The following is a 14,704-nucleotide window of genomic DNA, read 5'->3' on the forward strand; positions in this document are numbered from 1 at the left end:
CAGCCTTTTACCATCGTCGTCACTGGGCCAACGGGGCGCATCAAGACAATGAGCCCATACAACAATGAGAATTTCCGCGTTCATGATTGCAGCAGCATTGGCCCTGCCTGTCAGCGCAGCCGAGTCATTTCTGGTGCCGATGCACACGCCGACACCGGTTTTTCCCGCCGAGCTGATCAAGACCCGCTACGCCGGCAAGGTTCGGGCGCAACTGTGGATAAAGTCCGACGGCCAGATCCGCGAAGTCAGGGCCATCGAGAGCTGCCACCCGCAGCTCACCGAAGCGGTAGAGCAAACGCTCCGCCAATGGCGCTACAAGCCCTGGATCGGCACCGTCCCGGTGATTTTCGGCTCCCACGGCTATCGGCGTTTCAACACCGAAGTCACCGTCGGCCTCGGCAACATTCGTTGCGGCTACCTCAACCACGAAGTGAAATCCGCCCGCCAGGGCTACCCCAAAGAGCCGCTGAGTAAAGTCGACGTGTTTTCCTATACCGGGCAAGCCTTGTTCGGCAGCCATGTTGCGCACCAGCGCACTGAACCCGAGCGCAAAGCGTTGCTGGAACAACTGGGTGCAGCGATACCGACAGTGGTGAGCAACTACAGGAGCAATCCTGACCACCGGTATGGGGATTATCTGCCAGCACCGGTGAGGGTGTTGATGGCGGGGCTGGCTGAGGGTAGCGAATGAGCCGCGGGCTGAGTGTGATTGTGCTTGCGGGGTTGCTTTGGGCGGGGGCAGCACAGGCGTTGCCGTCGTATCCGGTGCCGTTGTACATGCCGGAGCCGGACTATCCGGTGTCAGTGCGTTATGCCTTGGTAAAAAACAGTGTCACCGTCAGGATTTTCATTCAGGCCGACGGAGGTTTGCGCTTTCTTGAAGTGCGGGGGGCAACTGATCCGAGGTTCATCAGCCTGACCCGAAGTGCTGTTGAACAGTGGACCTTCGAACCCTGGGAGCCACCGGACTCTCATCCCGAGGGCGAAGCAGTCACGGTCACGTTTACCTTCACAGGGCGACCGCACAGCAACCCGCCGCTGACATCCAATGCCGAGCTGAAGCAGGAGTTGTGCTGGCAGTTGAATATGGAAATGTTCGAGGGTCGCAAATGGCGCAAGGACATCAAGCCGGACGTGATAATGCGAACAGAGCTGTACCTGTCGAGCGGTCCGGTCATAGAGCAATTCCTCACCCTGGACGAGCGTCAGGCACTGGTTCTTGAACTGCTGGAGGCGGTGCAGAGTATTGTCGCTCAATGTCAAAAGAATCCGATGCGCAGGTATGTTGATTATTTGCCGGAGAATGTGAGGAATGCTTTGTAACAGTCTGGTTTGTTTTGAAGACTTGCATCAGTTCCACTTGATGCACAGTGTCGGGGCCAAGGCATCATCGCCTTGGCCCCGGCCTTGTCACAAGAGATTAGTGAGTAGTGCTCATATTCTGAATCGTTTCAAGCTGGCTCATGTCGAGCGCGCCGTGAGGGTTGATCGCGTTCGAGAAGTCTGTGATCGCGATTTCGATAGTGCCTCTCAGTACTTTGATCGCGTCATCGATTTCTCGCGATGCCTCAGGTCCAAAAGTCACCTCGACCGCATGGCGGGATTCGGCCTCTCTGGTGCGAGCTTCCTCGGCGTTGCGTAGGGCCAATGCGTGCTCCGCTTCTTCGACCTGACGCTGTGCAAGTTGTAACGCAGCCTCTATGGCTCGCTGCTGCGCTGCTTGTTCTTCCGCGAGTCGTCGAGCTGCCGCTTCAGCCTCGGCTCTTGCGCGCGCTGCTTCTTCGGCTTGGCGTTGTGCGGCTTCTTGGGCCATGCGCTCTGCGTGTTGGCGTTCTTGTTCTTTTAATCGAGCGAGCAGTGATTCGAGGCTGATCTTGAACTCACCCAAGAATCGAATGCTCTGCATATAAAAATCAGCGTCAATCGTCATTGAAAAAAGTCAGTTTGCCCTCCACCTGGCATGTTGCGGATCAATGCCCTGTTTTCCATATCTTGTTTTGAGGATCTGGTGTCGCCCCACATGAATGTTATGTTGTCAATATGGTCTTGGCGCAAAGGGACGCGCTTACTAGTCATAAGATGATGCGTAGCATTAATATAACGCTCTACTACGTGTGACGGCGGTTGTCCGTCAGTATTTCCAGCATGATGAGAAACCTCCAAATGCAGGAAGTCGGGAAGTTGATTGAGGTGATGAGTTAATTCGTCCATGGATAGTGTTCCTTTTATATTGAAATTGATAGTCGACTATGAGGTGGCAGATGTCTTGAAGCCTGGCTTGCCATTTTGAACTCGCCATTCTTTGATTACCTTCAGAACCCCTTCAGGGCTGTCCTCTTGGCCTTCCTCAGGATAAAATATGACGTCTGACTGTGCGGGGTGTTCGGTCACTTTAATGAAATGCTGCAACAACACGTCGACATATGCCCCATATTCTTTCCCTTCAAGCTTGTTGCGCTCGGGAGAGAACTCCCTCAAAAAATCAAGAAACTCTTCTTCAGTGTAATCTTCAATTTTTTCTTTCATAATCATTGTGAACGGTTCCTATGATGCTCTATATGTTGTTTTGGTGTCATGATGACTAGGTTGTCCATGTTATACACCGATCCGCTGTTTGCAATTTCTTCCTTGTGATGAATCTCGAATTTCGTACGCCGTCCTACCTGATCTTCTAATTTTGGATGCGGCGCGTTACCGGCCTTCATTAATTGCAGGTTCCGCTGACTAAACTGTTGACTGATTTCTGAGTCATTTGCCACATCTTTCCAGATGGCTTCTCTCTGACGGCCGAAATTGCTGAAGCGTACCCCACGCAATTGATCTGCAACTTGAGAAGGAATTGGAGCCCCCTCAGCCCGAGTCCTAGCGTCTAACCAAGTGTTTGTTATGCGCTCACCAAACCCACTCGCAACCCCTGGAATCGACCTCGGGTCCTTGAACAGTAGATAGCTATCGGGCAGCCCGGAATCAATCGGCGATATGAGAATGTAGTCATCAGGATCATCTCGATCAACTGCCGGGTAAGCTTCAAGCTCCGGTACAAAAGGTGTCACCACGTTGCCTGGATCTACCGGCAAGGCTGGCGGCCCGACGGGTGAGCTTGTCGAGCTGTCCGCCGGTCGTGCTATTGGCGTCCATATCAGTGCTGGTGTGGACTCTCCGTCTCGGATAAATTCGTAGGAATTGTTCTGTGCGTTGTAGGTGAAACTTCTTACACGCACCTTGGTGCCGACTGTCACACCGTCCGCAGCCACCCAGCGCACAGCGCCGCTTGTTCCGGCTTCGCGGGACGTCAGCCGATGAGGCACATCTAGCGTGCCTTTGACGTTGGCAAGGTATTGCAGATCGATATGCGGTGGCAGGTTGAGCTGCGACAGAGGTGTGGCGATCACAGCAGGCGGCAGCTCTGAGTCGCCCAACGGTTGTGGATACATCGCCAACAACGTGACCAGATTGCTGCCCAGCGTTCTGGTCGCAACCCTGACGAGTTGGTCTTTCACGATGTTGGTCGCAATGGTTCTGATGCCCGATGCTGCGGTGGTGGTTGCAGCGGGGGCAACAGCTGACCACAGCTTGTCGATGCCAGCGGCCTGTCGTACTGATGCCCGCTCTGCATGCTGACTCGCCGCCTTGTTGGCCAGCGACAATTCAGCATGGCGCATGGAAAGCGCTGCTGATTGCTCATTGAGAAGCGTGACCGAATCGGCAAGAAGCTTTGCTTCGTAGGTTTGAGATAAAGCGTTTACCCACGCTTCATGGGCCTGCTGCACACGTTGAGGATCCCCCTGACTGTAGTGCACCAGATAGTTCAGGTGGTCTTTTTGTGTGGAATGATCAAGTTCTTGGCCGGTGAGACCAAGAGCCTGAGCGCAACGCTCTTCCAGTAGCGAATTTTTGGATTCAATTAAATAATTTATCCTGGCCTTTTCCTGAAGTATCAGGTCGCGAATTTGTTGTTCGTTTGAGTAGTCGACATTATGATCGAGCTTCGACGCTATTTCTTCCTGAATAGAATTCGGCAGCCTTCCAGATGTCTGCGAATAGTTTTGTGCCAATCCAGATTGTAAAGATGGATAGGCATTTGTCAGCGTTTCAAGAGCCTGTCTATGGGCCTGATCTGTTTCGGTCTGCGAACGTACTTGCGCTTCAATGCGTGCTCGTTCTGCAGCTTCTGTCTGCGCTCTTGCTTGAGCCGCTGCATGTTCTGTAGCCTGCCGCTCTGCCTGCGCTTGAGCTTCAGCATATGCTTGAGCTTGTGCTGCTTGCTGTTGTGCTCGCGCCTTTAATCGCCTGCGTCTTCGCTTACTGCTTGATGCTCCTGTATTGGTAAAGCCCCTCCGAAGAAACCAGTATTTTGAGGCTTGGTTGAGCTACCGTGACTTATGTTTACAGTTCCATTTGTCTGGTCATGCAATATATTTGTTCGTCGCTTTTTTCGTGTGGCCATACAGTTCTCCTTGTCTGTATGGCTATGTTGTTTCAGTCCTCAAGTGTTAATGACATACATATTATGTTGCCTGGTTTTCTAGTTGGGTTTATGTTTTTTTTGGTGCGGTGCCTATTGCAACCACCACCTTCCCCACAGTCTTCCGCCCCCCAACAAATCAATCGCCTCTCCAGCCCTTTCCAGTGGATAAACCGTCGATACCAGCGGCTTCAACTTCCCTTCTTCAAACCATGCAAACAACTGCGTGAAGTTCGCCGCATTATCTTGCGGTTGTCGCTGGGCAAACAAGCCCCAGAACACGCCAACCACCGAAGCGCCCTTGAGCAGGGCGAGGTTGACGGGCAGTTCCGGGATGCGGCCGCTGGCGAAGCCGACGACCAGCAGGCGGCCGTTCCAGGCGATGGTGCGGATGGCCTGGTCGAAGAGGTCGCCGCCGACCGGGTCGTAGATCACGTCGGCGCCGTTGCCGTTGGTGAGGCGTTTTACTTCGTCCTTGAGGCTGGTTTCGCTGTAGTTGATCAGTTCGTCTGCGCCTGCGTTCTTGGCCACTTCAAGTTTTTCGGCGCTGCTGGCGGCGGCAATGACGCGTGCGCCGAGGGCTTTGCCGATTTCGACGGCTGCCAGGCCAACCCCACCAGCGGCGCCAATCACCAGCAGGGTTTCGCCGGGTTGCAGGTTGGCGCGTTGTTTGAGGGCGTGCATGGAGGTGCCGTAAGTCATGCTGAATGCAGCGGCGGTGGTGAAGTCCATGCTTTCCGGGATCGGCAATACGTTGTAGTGAGGCACGGCGACCTGCTCGGCAAAGCTGCCCCAGCCGGTGAGGGCCATCACGCGATCGCCGGGTTTGAGGTGAGTGACTTTTTCACCCACTGCCGCTATCACGCCGGCTGCTTCACCGCCCGGTGAGAAGGGGAAGGGTGGCTTGAATTGATATTTGCCCTCGATGATCAACGTATCGGGGAAGTTGACCCCGGCAGCGTGCACATCAAGGAGGATTTCATTCTTTTTGATCTCGGGGCTGGGCGCGTCTTCGAGCACCAGCGTGCTGGCAGGACCGAAGGCTTTGCATAACAGGGCTTTCATCGGGCTATTCCTTTTCCGGTAATGGCCGATAAAGTCAGTTAAGTGGGTTCTCGGGTCAACAAGCATGGCCCTGCCTGATAAGCACACATAAGCTGTAAGCTACGTGGCAAACCGTATTAAGGAGTGGACTGTGAAAGCGTGGATTCTGTTATTGCTGGCCTTGTCATTGCCCGTCATGGCGCAGGAAGAAGCTAAGGAAGAAGGGGGCCCGCCCAAAGCGGCATATGTGTCGCTGACGCCTCCATTCGTGGGCAACTACGCGCTGGATGGCGGCCCCAAACTGCGCGTCTACAAAGCTGATATCTCCTTGCGTGTGACCGGCGCCGATGCCGAAGCTGCCGTGAAGCGCAACGATGCCTTGATCCGCAATCAGTTGGTATCGTTGTTCACGCAGCAGACGGTTGACTCCATGAGCAGCGCCGAAGCGAAGGAAAACATTCGTCAGGAAGCGCTCAAACAGGTGCAGCGTGTCATGAATGATGAAGAGGGCAAGCCGGTTGTCGAAGACTTGCTGTTCAATAACTTCATCGTTCAGTAAGCCCCTGTCAGCGTAATGCCAGGATCGCCGCCCATTGTTCGGCGGTGACTGGCATGACTGAGAGCCGACTGCCTTTTTGCACCAGCGGCAATTGCTCAAGCTGGCTTTGTTGCTTCAGATAACCCAACCCCAGCACCTTTTTGAAGATATCCACAAACTCGACGTCGATGGCACTCCACGGGTTCTTCTCCTCAGTGGCCTTCGCGTCGTGATAGTGGCTGTCGGGGTCAAGGGCTGTCGGGTCTGGATACGCAACTCGAGCTATTTTGCCGATGCCGGCAATGCCCGGCTCCGGGCAACTGGAGTGATAGAAAAAGAATTCGTCCCCTGCGGCCATCGCCCTCAGGAAGTTACGCGCCTGGTAATTGCGGACACCGTCCCAGCGCGCTTTGCCCAGTCGTTGCAGGTCGCTGATCGAGAATTCGTCAGGCTCGGACTTCATCAGCCAATAGGCCATCGTGCATGCTCCAGAGGCAGAAAGTTCACGTAAGCAAAAAAAGTTGTATGACAAACCGACAGTCGGCTGGCGCCACTATTTGCGTACTGGTTCACGTTACCGCAAAATGCCGACCTTTCAAGTTCCACGCTGCTGCACGGTTGCTCAGGTAACCGGTGCGGACAGTGTATTGATTTGCCTAAGGAGGGCAGTCATTGAAGCGCAAGCCTGATTTACTCTGGATTCTGGTTATTTTGTTTGGCTTGGGTATCGTAACAACGGGTTATGCGCAGAGCTTGTGGACCACCAAGGACAACGCGCCTGTAGAGATCACTCAGCAACAGCAGAAAGTCCCCGGCAGGCATTAAGCCCTGTTGATACTCTGATCGTTGAATGCCTCGCGATCAGAGTGCGCTTTTCAGATACCTTTATTCAAATACCAGTTCCTGTCCGACACCGTGCCTTGTAGCGGTACGTCCCAGCTGGCCTGTGCCAGCCGATCCACTTTCTGACATTCGTGAGCAAGTCCCAGCAGAATCGGCTTGCGCCAAGTCTTTCTGCGCGCCAGGTAAGCCAGGCTGCGGTCATAGAAGCCGCCGCCCATACCGAGGCGACCGCCTTCGTCATCGAAACCCACCAGTGGCATCAAAACCAGATCGAGTGCCCAGACCCTGCGTTGCTTCGCACGGTTGATGCGTGGCTCGGGGATGCGAAAGCGATTGGGGACGAACCGTTCGCCGGGTCGCACGCGCTGAAACACCATGCGCGTGCGCGGCCATGCGTTGAGTACCGGGAGATAAGTTGCCTTGCCACGACGTTGCGCTTCGCGCAGCAGAAGGCGCGGGTCGATCTCGCCATCCATCGGCACGTACAGCGAAACGTGCCGGGCGCGACGAAACAACGGGTGCTGCGCCAGCTGATGGAAGATGCCACGGGCGGCCTGGCGCTGCTGGACTTTACTCAGCGCCCTGCGCGCCGTGCGTAGCTGGCGACGCAGTTGCGGACGTGTGAGCGTTTGAGCGCTGATCATGAGAGAGGTCATGCAGGCTGATCCGAGAGGTTGAAACCAAAGCTGGATCGTCGTTGCCAGGCGGGTTGCCAGGCAACGTGTTGAATATGGACTCCCCGACGTACCGCTGTCGGTGTAGCCCTTGAACCCGAAAGTTCAAGGTGGAGATTGCAGGAGGTTTTAAGGCTTTCCGTCTAGCGGACATGCACACCAACCCCAACGTGCAACCCCCGTGGTTGTGCGTATCGGCTCAGGGACATGACCGACTGGCAAGCACTCCAGGGAGCGGCGCAAGTATACAGAAATGCCCCGAAATAATCAGCCCCGAGTTGAATCCGGTGTGCCGGGCGTGTCTGTGGCCAGCACCAGATCCACCTTGTCGAGCAGGTCGCGCACCTGTTCACGGGTCGAGCCGCTGGTCTGCACGTCAGGCACGTGCTCCTTGTGCAGCAGGTCGTGAGTGATGTTCAGGGCAGCCATCACGGCGATGCGATCGGCCCCGATGACTTTGCCGCTGCTGCGGATTTCACGCATCTTGCCATCCAGGTAGCGGGCGGCGCTGACCAGGTTGGTGCGCTCTTCCTGAGGGCAGATGATGGAGTATTCCTTGTCGAGGATTTGAACGGTAACGCTGTTGCCATTGCTCATGAGTCTTGCTCCAGGGCTTTGAGGCGCGAAATCATTGACTCGACCTTCTGCCGGGCGATTTCGTTTTTTTCAATGAGTTGGGCGCGTTCCTCGCGCCAGGACTTTTCCTGAGCTAATAGGAGTGCGTTTTGGCCTTTAAGTTGCTCGGCGTACTTCAGGAGCAACTCCACACGTTTCATCAGCGCTTGCAGGTCGGTGTCTTCCATTGTTTTCCACTGGATACTTTCTGATGAATGGCAGGGGGGAGCGATGCTCATGCTCAAGCTCGAACCGCCGTCCGGGTGATCTTGTCGCGCGGATAGTCTAGGATACAAGGCCTCCATTCTAGACATTGCGCCGTTTGGCGACTAGCTACCCATGCCCATTCAGAATTCTCCGTACAAAGCGTTTGCCACTCTGCTCAACAGTGGCGGTCACAACGTATCACCTGCCGAGCTGCACGGCCTGCTGTTGGGCCGCAGTTGCGCGGGGGCCGGCTTCGACAGCGAAGGCTGGTTCGCCGATGCCTCGATGCTGCTCGAAACCGAGCCGCAAGATAACATTCGTGCTGCGCTGGTCGGTCTGCAAGAGATGGCCAAAGGTGAGCTCACCGGCGACGACATGACTGTCGTGCTGTTGCTGCCCGGTGATGACGAGCCGCTCACCGAGCGCGCCGCCGCACTGGGCCAGTGGTGTCAGGGCTTTTTGTCGGGCTTTGGCCTGGCCATCGGCGACAAGGAGCTCGGCAGCGAAGCAAAAGCGGTGCTCGAAGACCTGGCTGCCATCGCCCAGGTGCAGGATGCGCTGGAAGAGTCCGAGGACGGTGAGACCGATTACATGGAGGTCATGGAATACATGCGCGTGGCACCGTTGCTGCTGTTCACCGAGTTCAACGAACCTGCCGCGCCGGAACCAAAGCCTTCCCTGCACTGACCGATAGCGACTACTGCGACACCGGCGCGGGCTGATACCGCCTGCGCCGGCAGACTCCATCAGGACTCATGCTGCCAATGATTCAAATCCCGAAGTCCGAATACGCCCGCCGCCGCAAAGCTCTGATGGCTCAGATGGAGCCGAACAGTATCGCGATACTGCCGGCTGCTGCGGTTGCCATTCGTAATCGCGATGTCGAGCATGTCTACCGGCAGGACAGTGACTTTCAGTACCTGAGCGGCTTCCCCGAACCAGAAGCGGTGGTGGTGCTTATTCCCGGACGCGAGTACGGCGAGTACGTGCTCTTCTGCCGCGAGCGAAACCCCGAGCGGGAATTGTGGGACGGCTTGCGCGCCGGGCAGGAAGGCGCGATTCGGGATTTTGGTGCGGACGATGCGTTCCCGATAACGGATATCGACGAGATCCTGCCGGGGCTGATAGAAGGCCGCGACCGGGTGTATTCGGCGATGGGCAGCAACCCCGAGTTTGACCGGCACCTGATGGACTGGATCAACGTGATTCGCTCCAAGGCGCACCTGGGCGCCCAGCCGCCCAAGGAGTTTGTCGCGCTGGATCATCTGCTGCATGATATGCGTCTTTACAAGTCTGCAGCAGAAATCAAGGTCATGCGGGCGGCGGCAGTTATCTCCGCGCGTGCTCATGTGCGTGCGATGCAGGCCTGTCGCGCCGGTCTGCACGAGTTCAGCCTGGAAGCCGAGCTGGATTACGAGTTCCGCAAGGGCGGCTCGAAGATGCCGGCATACGGCTCGATTGTCGCTTCGGGCCGTAATGGCTGCATCCTGCATTATCAGCAGAATGACGCAGCCTTGCGGGACGGTGATCTGGTGCTGATCGACGCAGGGTGCGAAATCGATTGTTACGCCAGCGACATCACCCGCACCTTCCCGGTGAATGGCAGGTTTTCAGCCGAGCAAAAAGCCATTTATGAATTGGTGCTCAAGTCCCAGTACGCAGCGTTCGACGCCATCGGCCCCGAGAAGCACTGGAACCAGGCGCACGAAGCGACGGTCCAGGTTATTACTGCGGGCCTGGTCGAGCTGGGACTGTTGCGCGGCGATGTCGATCAATTGATCGAGACTGAGGCCTACAAAGCGTTCTACATGCACCGCGCCGGCCACTGGCTGGGCATGGATGTGCATGACGTCGGCGAATACAAGGTCGGCGGCGAATGGCGAGTTCTGGAGGTTGGCATGACGCTGACCGTCGAACCCGGGATCTATATATCCCCCGACAATCTGGATGTCGCGAAGAAATGGCGAGGTATAGGTGTGCGAATCGAGGATGACGTGGTTGTAACCAGGCAGGGCTGTGAAATCCTGTCCGGCGGCGTACCCAAGACCGTCGCCGAAATCGAGGCGCTGATGGCTGCTGCACGGGGGCAGGTCGCATGAGCCGGTTCAATATCGCGATTGTCGGCGGTGGTCTGGTTGGTGCAAGTCTTGCGCTTTCGCTTCAGGCGGGAGCCAAGGCGCGCGGCTGGAAGATCGTGCTGATCGAGCCTTTTGCGCCTGGCGAAGCCTGGCAGCCCAGTTACGATGCCCGCTCTTCGGCACTGTCGTTCGGTGCCCGGCGTATCTACGAGCGGCTGGGTATCTGGCAACAGATTTCCCGCCGCGCCGAGCCGATCCTGCAAATTCAGGTCTCGGACCGGGGCCGCTTCGGCGCCACCCGTTTGTCCGCGATCGAAGAGGGCGTTCCGGCGCTCGGCTATGTGGTGGAAAACGCCTGGCTCGGACAGGCTCTCTGGGCCGGGCTCGATCGGGATGTCGTCAGCTGGCGGGTGCCGGCAGAGGTCAGGCAAATGCAGCCGCTGGCTGATGGTTATCGTCTGACGCTGAACGATGACTCCGAGCTGGAGTGCGACTTGGCAGTGCTTGCCGACGGTGGTCGTTCCAGTCTGCGTGACCAGTTGGGGATTGGTGTGCGGCAGCGTCCCTATGACCAGAGCGCGCTGATCGCTAACATTTCGCCGAGCGAAGCCCATTGTGGTCAGGCGTTCGAGCGTTTTACCGATGACGGGCCGATGGCCCTGTTGCCGTTGCCTGACAATCGCTGTGCGTTGGTCTGGACGCGTCCTGGCAACGACACTCAGCGACTGGCCGAACTGGATGACCGCAGCTTTCTCGAAGAGCTGCAGGGCGTATTCGGTTATCGTCTGGGTGCATTGCGTCAGGTCGGCGCGCGCCATGTGTACCCGCTGGCGTTGGTCGAGGCCGAGGAACAGGTGCGCTCGCATCTGGTTATTCTGGGCAACGCTGCCCATAGCCTGCATCCGATTGCGGGGCAGGGTTTCAACCTCTCATTGCGCGATGCCGATGCACTGGCCGAGACATTGCTGAACAGCGACGCACCGCTCGGCGACCTGCCGACGCTGGAGCTGTACCGCGAGCGTCAGCGGCAGGATCAGCAGTTGACCGTTGGCTTTTCCGACAAGGTGACGCGCCTTTTCGGCAGCAGCCGGTCGGCAGTCGCCACTGGTCGTAATCTTGGGTTGCTGGGGCTGGACCTGCTGCCCGTTGCCAAGCGCTGGTTTGCTCGTCAGGCCATGGGGTTGGGGACGCGAACCGATGTGTGAAACAAACAATTTCAATAACCGGCTACGGCCGCAAGCGAGAATGGTTTGACCATGGAAACGCGCGCAGATGTGCTGATTGTCGGAGCCGGAATGGTCGGCAGCGCTCTTGCGCTGGCCTTGCAGGAAAGCGGGCTTGACGTGCTGGTGGTCGATGGTGGCCCGATGAGCGTCAAGCCGTTCGACAGGCAGTCAACGTTCGAGCCGCGGGTCAGTGCCCTGTCGGCCGCCAGCCAGCGGATCCTGCAGCGCCTCGGTGTGTGGGAAGGCATCGTGTCACGTCGTACCAGCCCGTACGCGCACATGCACGTCTGGGATGGTAGCGGCACCGGGCAGATTCACTTTTCTGCCTCCAGCGTGCATGCCGATGTGTTGGGTCATATTGTCGAAAACCGTGTGGTGCAGGATGCGCTGCTCGACCGGCTGCATGACAGCGATATCGGGTTGCTGGCCAATGCGCGTCTCGAGCAGATGCGTCATTCCGGTGATGACTGGCTGCTGACGCTTGCCGACGGGCGCCTGCTGCGGGCGCCGCTGGTGGTTGCGGCCGATGGAGCGAACTCGGCGGTGCGCCGTCTCACCGAAACACCAACCCGGGAATGGGATTACCAGCACCACGCGATTGTCACCAGCGTGCGGACGGCCGATTCCCACAGAAAAACCGCATGGCAGCGTTTTACCGACGACGGCCCGTTGGCTTTTCTGCCGCTGGATCGCGAGGGTGAACACTGGTGCTCGATCGTCTGGTCGGTCACGCCGAGCGAGGCTGAACGCTTGATGCTGCTGGATGACGAGCCGTTCTGCCGCGAGCTGGAAAGCGCGTTCGAGGGCCGGCTCGGTCAGGTATTGAGTGCCGACGCACGCCTGTGTGTGCCGCTGCGCCAGCGTCACGCCAAACGCTATGTGGCCAAAGGGCTGGCACTGATTGGTGATGCTGCGCACACCATTCATCCGCTGGCGGGGCAGGGTGTGAACCTGGGGTTTCTTGACGCTGCCGTGCTGGCCGAGGTGTTGACGCACGCTGCACTGCGCGGCGAGCGCGTGGCGGATACACGTGTCCTGGGTCGCTACGAGCGGCGCCGCATGCCGCACAATCTGGCGCTGATGGCTGCGATGGAAGGCTTCGAGCGTCTTTTCCAGGCCAACCCGCTGCCTTTGCGCTGGTTACGTAATGCCGGGCTCAAGATGGTCAATCAGATGCCGGAAGCGAAAGCCCTGTTCGTGCGCGAAGCACTGGGGTTGTCCGGCGACTTGCCTGAGCTGGCGCGTATCGACGCCCGCTAGGCTCGACGCAGAGCGATAGTGTCCACCCGCACTTATCGTTCCTCACGCTCAGCGTGGGAATGCCTTGGGTGACGCTCTGCGTCACAGATCTGCGCCGCACGGCCTGTTCAGGATTGGACGCAGAGCGCCCAGAGCGTTATGCCGACGTGGAGCGTCGCACGGTAGTCGGGATCACCGCCCCGATGCACTTCGATACTCCTCGGGCGTCAGTCCTGTCCAGCGTTTGAACGCGCGGCTCAGGCTCTCGGTATCGCCGAAACCCAGTAGCCAGGCAATCTCGCTCAATGAAGTCTGTGGCTCGCTCATGTGCAGCAGCGCCAGATTCTGTCGGCACTGGTTGAGCAGCAGGTCATAGCAACAGCCCTCATCTGCCAGATGGCGCTCCAGACTGCGGGGGCTGAGGTGCAGGGCTTCTGCGATGTTTTGCGCAGTGGGCTCGCCATCCGGCAGCAACGTCTCGATGGCCGAGCGCACGCGTTGCTCCCAGATCAGCGAAGGTAGAAGATCGCTGGTGCTTTCCTGCTCATTTACCTGCATCGGACCATCGTCCAGATGACTGTCGAAATCTTCGCCGCCAAACACCAACAGGTTTTCGTTTGCCGAGAAATTCAACGGCGAACGGAACAGGTCTTCCCATGGTCGGGGATCTTCAGGCGCGGGGCGTTGCAGGTGTATGGCCAGAGGGGCATAGCCTCTGCCCAGCCGGTTGCGACAAGTGCGCACGTAAATGGCTGCGAAAGCGTCCAGCAGTTCATGAACCGGCGATTGGCACGACTTCGGTGTGCCGAAGCGGAATTCATAGCGCTCGCCGACTGTTCTGAAGTCCAGCTCCAGAGAGTCCTCAGCCGTCGAGCGGTAACGCACGATTCTCTCGAAAACCTCCCGCAGTGAACCGCTGGCCACCAGCGTATAGCCCAGCGCATGGAACGCAGTGGGGCTGACAAAGCGCGAAACGCGCAGCCCGAGCGCCGGATCGCGGCTGGATGCAACCGCCAGTTGCCAAAGCCTGGCGGTGACGTCTGCCGGAAATTGCATGCTCGCGTCGTCCAGCGACTTTGGGTCTATTCCGGCCCTGCGGCACAGCGCTTCGCTGTCCGTGTCCACAGCGTCAAGTTGCTTGCGCAGAGCGCGGTTCCAGCTGGCGAGACTGCTTGGTTCAGGCATGCGGGCGCCTCTTCCTTGGATCGGTGGCAGTTAACACCGGGTCAGGCCCGGACAGATGTCGCCAGCAGTTCCATTGCCTGACACCAGCGCCAGAATGAGATCATTTGTGACCGTTGTGCAAGCGCCTGAAGAGGTTTCTTGCATTCGGTCTGAAATCTTTTGGCACTGCCCGCTGGAAGTCGGCAGCCATAAGGGCGATGCGCCGCCCAAAATCGCCGGTTTACGCTAGTTGTCGTATAACGCGAAAGGCTAGCCGTGATCGAAAAACCCTTCGGGCGTCCGTACAGCATGGTCGAGCACCGTTTTGACAATTGACAGCGTCATGGCAAATGACTATAACTGCGGCATGTTGTACGACAACATAAGACTTCGATAAAATTGCAACCATAAAAATAATTCAAAGAGTAACAAGTCTATGGTCAGTCTTTTCCTTCAGGCAATAAATACGCCTGCGTTACGCAAAAAAATCTTATTTTTTGCACGAAAAGCTGCGATCAGTGGCGTTTTCCCTCCCTGTACAATTGAAATCTGACGTTACATAAATCCAGCCGCCTCTCGGTTTCGGCCGCGGGACGCTCATCGCCAATCTA

At 57.4% G+C, this 14,704-nt stretch carries 15 protein-coding genes, 1 other RNA gene and 2 pseudogenes; 8 read left to right on the forward strand and 10 right to left on the reverse strand.

Annotated features, from left to right (window positions below; genetic code table 11):
* The first annotated feature begins 64 nt into the window (after nucleotides 1–64).
* Nucleotides 65–691: an energy transducer TonB gene (locus POR16_RS01200; protein ID WP_005888041.1), complete on the forward strand. Its 627-nt coding sequence runs from the start codon at nucleotides 65–67 to the stop codon at nucleotides 689–691.
* Nucleotides 688–1,323 carry a hypothetical protein gene (locus POR16_RS01205; RefSeq protein WP_005888043.1) on the forward strand — a complete coding sequence of 212 codons (636 nt, stop codon included), beginning with the start codon at nucleotides 688–690 and terminating at the stop codon, nucleotides 1,321–1,323. The genes POR16_RS01200 and POR16_RS01205 overlap by 4 nt, the downstream gene beginning before the upstream one ends.
* 97 nt (nucleotides 1,324–1,420) lie before the next feature.
* On the opposite strand, the pseudogene POR16_RS26950 reads toward POR16_RS01205, so the two are convergent.
* The 4 genes and pseudogenes from POR16_RS26950 to POR16_RS01225 form a co-directional block, all read right to left on the reverse strand.
* A pseudogene (locus tag POR16_RS26950) lies at nucleotides 1,421–2,211 on the reverse strand (hypothetical protein).
* 36 nt (nucleotides 2,212–2,247) lie between these two features.
* Nucleotides 2,248–2,532, reverse strand: a complete 285-nt coding sequence (locus POR16_RS01215) for a bacteriocin immunity protein (protein ID WP_005888049.1) — start codon at nucleotides 2,530–2,532, stop codon at nucleotides 2,248–2,250.
* A complete protein-coding gene (locus tag POR16_RS01220; protein WP_042932018.1) occupies nucleotides 2,529–4,151 on the reverse strand; it encodes an S-type pyocin domain-containing protein in 1,623 nt (540 codons plus the stop codon). Before POR16_RS01220 ends, POR16_RS01215 begins: the two co-directional genes overlap by 4 nt.
* A gap of 384 nt (nucleotides 4,152–4,535) precedes the next feature.
* Nucleotides 4,536–5,530 (reverse strand): annotated as a pseudogene (locus tag POR16_RS01225) (NADPH:quinone oxidoreductase family protein).
* A 130-nt stretch (nucleotides 5,531–5,660) separates the two neighbouring features.
* On the opposite strand from POR16_RS01225, the gene POR16_RS01230 reads away from it, so the two are divergent.
* Nucleotides 5,661–6,068, forward strand: coding sequence for a flagellar basal body-associated protein FliL (locus POR16_RS01230; protein WP_005888059.1), 408 nt, complete (start codon nucleotides 5,661–5,663; stop codon nucleotides 6,066–6,068).
* Nucleotides 6,069–6,075: 7 nt separating this feature from the next.
* On the opposite strand, the gene POR16_RS01235 is transcribed toward POR16_RS01230, so the two are convergent.
* Complete coding sequence (locus tag POR16_RS01235; RefSeq protein WP_005888061.1) at nucleotides 6,076–6,525, reverse strand: EVE domain-containing protein; 450 nt, start codon at nucleotides 6,523–6,525, stop codon at nucleotides 6,076–6,078.
* A gap of 194 nt (nucleotides 6,526–6,719) precedes the next feature.
* Between POR16_RS01235 and POR16_RS26220 the strand changes: the two genes are divergently transcribed.
* Nucleotides 6,720–6,872, forward strand: coding sequence for a hypothetical protein (locus tag POR16_RS26220; RefSeq protein ID WP_005888062.1), 153 nt, complete (start codon nucleotides 6,720–6,722; stop codon nucleotides 6,870–6,872).
* A 50-nt stretch (nucleotides 6,873–6,922) separates the two neighbouring features.
* Here POR16_RS26220 and POR16_RS01245 read toward each other — a convergent pair whose 3' ends face one another.
* The 4 genes from POR16_RS01245 to POR16_RS01260 all read right to left on the reverse strand — a co-directional run bounded on the left by POR16_RS01245 (nucleotide 6,923) and on the right by POR16_RS01260 (nucleotide 8,367).
* Nucleotides 6,923–7,534 (reverse strand): 5-formyltetrahydrofolate cyclo-ligase, encoded by a 612-nt coding sequence (locus POR16_RS01245; protein ID WP_005888064.1) that lies wholly within the window; start codon nucleotides 7,532–7,534, stop codon nucleotides 6,923–6,925.
* An 88-nt stretch (nucleotides 7,535–7,622) separates the two neighbouring features.
* A non-coding RNA gene (ssrS, locus tag POR16_RS01250) (6S RNA) lies at nucleotides 7,623–7,801 on the reverse strand.
* A 30-nt stretch (nucleotides 7,802–7,831) separates the two neighbouring features.
* A complete protein-coding gene (locus POR16_RS01255; protein ID WP_005888066.1) occupies nucleotides 7,832–8,161 on the reverse strand; it encodes a cell division protein ZapA in 330 nt (109 codons plus the stop codon).
* Nucleotides 8,158–8,367 carry a TIGR02449 family protein gene (locus POR16_RS01260; protein WP_003380080.1) on the reverse strand — a complete coding sequence of 70 codons (210 nt, stop codon included), beginning with the start codon at nucleotides 8,365–8,367 and terminating at the stop codon, nucleotides 8,158–8,160. The genes POR16_RS01255 and POR16_RS01260 overlap by 4 nt, the downstream gene beginning before the upstream one ends.
* Nucleotides 8,368–8,518: 151 nt before the next feature.
* Here POR16_RS01260 and POR16_RS01265 point away from each other — a divergent pair, with 151 nt between their 5' ends.
* The 4 genes from POR16_RS01265 to POR16_RS01280 all read left to right on the forward strand — a co-directional run bounded on the left by POR16_RS01265 (nucleotide 8,519) and on the right by POR16_RS01280 (nucleotide 12,950).
* Nucleotides 8,519–9,073 (forward strand): YecA/YgfB family protein, encoded by a 555-nt coding sequence (locus POR16_RS01265; protein ID WP_005888068.1) that lies wholly within the window; start codon nucleotides 8,519–8,521, stop codon nucleotides 9,071–9,073.
* A 77-nt stretch (nucleotides 9,074–9,150) separates the two neighbouring features.
* Nucleotides 9,151–10,485, forward strand: a complete 1,335-nt coding sequence (gene pepP, locus POR16_RS01270) for a Xaa-Pro aminopeptidase (protein WP_005888070.1) — start codon at nucleotides 9,151–9,153, stop codon at nucleotides 10,483–10,485.
* Entirely contained in the window at nucleotides 10,482–11,669 is a 1,188-nt protein-coding gene (gene ubiH, locus POR16_RS01275; protein ID WP_005888072.1) for a 2-octaprenyl-6-methoxyphenyl hydroxylase, read from the forward strand. Before pepP ends, ubiH begins: the two co-directional genes overlap by 4 nt.
* Nucleotides 11,670–11,720: 51 nt before the next feature.
* A complete protein-coding gene (locus POR16_RS01280) occupies nucleotides 11,721–12,950 on the forward strand; it encodes a 2-octaprenyl-3-methyl-6-methoxy-1,4-benzoquinol hydroxylase (RefSeq protein ID WP_005888074.1) in 1,230 nt (409 codons plus the stop codon).
* A 171-nt stretch (nucleotides 12,951–13,121) separates the two neighbouring features.
* Here the strand turns inward: POR16_RS01280 and POR16_RS01290 are convergent, their stop codons facing one another.
* The gene (locus tag POR16_RS01290; RefSeq protein ID WP_005888075.1) at nucleotides 13,122–14,114 is read right to left on the reverse strand and encodes an AraC family transcriptional regulator; all 993 of its coding nucleotides are present in this window, start codon (nucleotides 14,112–14,114) and stop codon (nucleotides 13,122–13,124) included.
* Nucleotides 14,115–14,704: the final 590 nt, after the last annotated feature.

The organism is Pseudomonas coronafaciens pv. oryzae str. 1_6, from assembly GCF_000156995.2.
In the GTDB taxonomy this organism is placed as follows: Bacteria; Pseudomonadota; Gammaproteobacteria; order Pseudomonadales; family Pseudomonadaceae; genus Aquipseudomonas; species Aquipseudomonas tremae.

Bases quoted from the DNA above. Each gene is read 5' to 3' on its own strand.
- POR16_RS01280 (WP_005888074.1), top strand. From the start codon at position 11,721: ATGGAAACGCGCGCAGATGTGCTGATTGTCGGAGCCGGAATGGTCGGC.
- POR16_RS01255 (WP_005888066.1), bottom strand. From the start codon at position 8,161: ATGAGCAATGGCAACAGCGTTACCGTTCAAATCCTCGACAAGGAATAC.
- POR16_RS01205 (WP_005888043.1), top strand. From the start codon at position 688: ATGAGCCGCGGGCTGAGTGTGATTGTGCTTGCGGGGTTGCTTTGGGCG.
- POR16_RS01245 (WP_005888064.1), bottom strand. From the start codon at position 7,534: ATGATCAGCGCTCAAACGCTCACACGTCCGCAACTGCGTCGCCAGCTA.
- POR16_RS01265 (WP_005888068.1), top strand. From the start codon at position 8,519: ATGCCCATTCAGAATTCTCCGTACAAAGCGTTTGCCACTCTGCTCAAC.
- ubiH (WP_005888072.1), top strand. From the start codon at position 10,482: ATGAGCCGGTTCAATATCGCGATTGTCGGCGGTGGTCTGGTTGGTGCA.
- POR16_RS01215 (WP_005888049.1), bottom strand. From the start codon at position 2,532: ATGATTATGAAAGAAAAAATTGAAGATTACACTGAAGAAGAGTTTCTT.
- POR16_RS01200 (WP_005888041.1), top strand. From the start codon at position 65: ATGAGAATTTCCGCGTTCATGATTGCAGCAGCATTGGCCCTGCCTGTC.
- POR16_RS01290 (WP_005888075.1), bottom strand. From the start codon at position 14,114: ATGCCTGAACCAAGCAGTCTCGCCAGCTGGAACCGCGCTCTGCGCAAG.
- pepP (WP_005888070.1), top strand. From the start codon at position 9,151: ATGATTCAAATCCCGAAGTCCGAATACGCCCGCCGCCGCAAAGCTCTG.
- POR16_RS01260 (WP_003380080.1), bottom strand. From the start codon at position 8,367: ATGGAAGACACCGACCTGCAAGCGCTGATGAAACGTGTGGAGTTGCTC.
- POR16_RS01235 (WP_005888061.1), bottom strand. From the start codon at position 6,525: ATGGCCTATTGGCTGATGAAGTCCGAGCCTGACGAATTCTCGATCAGC.